This window comes from Streptomyces sp. MBT65, assembly GCF_016612545.1.
Classification (GTDB): domain Bacteria; phylum Actinomycetota; class Actinomycetes; order Streptomycetales; family Streptomycetaceae; genus Streptomyces.
Genome location: NZ_JAENRY010000592.1, coordinates 1 through 1,768, shown reverse-complemented (window position 1 = coordinate 1,768; position 1,768 = coordinate 1). Strand labels below are relative to the sequence as shown.

3 protein-coding genes and 1 pseudogene are annotated in these 1,768 nt (G+C 73.5%); all 4 read left to right on the top strand.

The window, feature by feature from the left end:
- A partial coding sequence (locus JHN63_RS50750; protein WP_234478937.1) for an LPXTG cell wall anchor domain-containing protein occupies nucleotides 1-340 on the top strand: 340 nt, incomplete at its 5' end.
- A complete protein-coding gene (locus JHN63_RS50745) occupies nucleotides 337-981 on the top strand; it encodes a class F sortase (protein WP_200691891.1) in 645 nt (214 codons plus the stop codon). The genes JHN63_RS50750 and JHN63_RS50745, both read left to right, overlap by 4 nt.
- Before the next feature lie 51 nt (nucleotides 982-1,032).
- On the top strand, nucleotides 1,033-1,524 hold the full coding sequence (locus tag JHN63_RS50740) for an RNA polymerase sigma factor (protein WP_200691890.1): 492 nt from the start codon (nucleotides 1,033-1,035) through the stop codon (nucleotides 1,522-1,524).
- A pseudogene (locus JHN63_RS50735) lies at nucleotides 1,508-1,768 on the top strand (hypothetical protein); the annotation flags it as partial. The gene JHN63_RS50740 and the pseudogene JHN63_RS50735, both read left to right, overlap by 17 nt.

Here is a 1,768-nt window from a genome sequence, read left to right as displayed (position 1 = left end):
CGGCGCGGTCCTGGCGAGCGCCGCGCCTGCGTTCGCGGACGGAGCCTCCGCGGCTCCCACCCGCGCCGCCTCCACCGCGCCGTCCCCGGTGCCGAGCGCCACCGCGGCCCCCACCCGGGACGCGAGCGCCGAGCCCAGCGCCGCACCGTCCGCCGAGCCCACCCGGGCCCCGAGCCAGGTCGCCGCGGTCCCCGTCGGCGCCCCCGACACCGGTGTCGTACCGGCGGCGAAGTCGTCCGACGACATGTCGACCACGCTGATCGGCGGGGCAGCCGCCGCGCTGCTCGTCGGCGGCGGCGCCTTCGTCGTCGTACGGCGTCGGAGGACGACCGGCGTATGACCTCGCTCTCCAGGCGCGCCTTCGTCACCGCGGCGACGGCATCGCTGCTCGCCGGCTGCGGCGGCGGTCACGGGACGACCACCCAGGCCGCGAACTCCGCTCCCGATCAAGGGAGTTCACCGCAAGGGAGTTCAACGCGGGGGAGTTCGACCCCGTCCGCCAAGGGCGGCAGCGGCACGGCGCACGCCCTCGCCCGCTCCGTCCCGGTCACCCTGCGCGTCCCGGCGATCGGGGTCGACACCCCGGTCATGCGACTGGGGCTGGCCGCGGACGGCACCGTGCAGGTGCCGCCGATCACCGCGCACGACCGGGCGGGCTGGTACCGCTACTCGCCGACGCCCGGCCAGAACGGGCCGTCGGTGATCCTCGGGCATGTCACCGTCGGCGCGTACGGGGACGGTGTCTTCCGTCACCTCACGCGGCTGCGCAAGGGCGACCGGATCGAGGCGGGCCTGGAGAACGGCACGACGGCCACGTTCACCGTCACCTCCGTCCGGACGGTCGCCAAGGCCGACTTCCCGTCGGACGAGGTGTACGGGAACGTGGCCCGCCCCGAACTGCGTCTCATCACCTGCGGCGGGACCCGCACCGGAACGGGATACCTGGACAACGTGATCGTCTTCGCCACGCTGGCCGCGTGATTTTCCCGAACACCCGCATCACCCCGCACCACATCACGACCATGGAGAGCGTTGAAACGGTCCCGCGAGACGGCAGCGTCCGAACTGTTCGCCGCCGTCTACCCGCGCCTCGCCGGCTGGTGCCGCCGTCTCGTCGACGACGACGAGACGGCCCACGAGATCGCCTCCGAGGCGTTCACCCGGCTCTGGGCGCGCTGGACGAAGGTGGCGGAACCGCGCGGCTTCCTCTACGTCACCGCGGCCAACCTCGTCCGGGACCACTGGCGCAAAATGGAGCGCGAACGCCGGGCCGTGCGCCGGGCCACCACCGAGGAGGCGATCCGGCCGCCGACCGAACAGACCGATCCGTCCGTACGGCTGCTCGTGCAGTCGCTGCCCGAACGACTGCGCGTCCCGATCCTCCTGCACTACTACGCCGACATGCCGATCCGGGAGGTGTCCGTGCTGACCGGACGCAAGGAAGGAACCATCAAGGCCGACCTCCACGCGGCCCGCGAACTGCTCCGCGCCCATCTGAGGAGAAGCCTTGACCACACACTTTGACGAGGGCGACGGGGAACCGGGCCGCGACCTCGACGACCCCCTCACGGTCATCCTGCGCCCCTCCTCCGCCGAGTACCTCGGCCCGCCCCCCGGCCGTTACGAGACGATCCGCCGCGGCGCGAACCGCCGCCGCCTGCTCCGCGCGACGATCGGCGCCGGCGCGACCTGCGCGGTGCTCGTCCTCGCCGCCCTCCCCTTCCGCCTGGCCCACCACGACGCACCCGCGACCCCCACGGTCCCCCTC

Excerpts from the sequence above, each read along its gene's own strand:
- JHN63_RS50745 (WP_200691891.1), top strand. The coding sequence starts at position 337 with ATGACCTCGCTCTCCAGGCGCGCCTTCGTCACCGCGGCGACGGCATCG.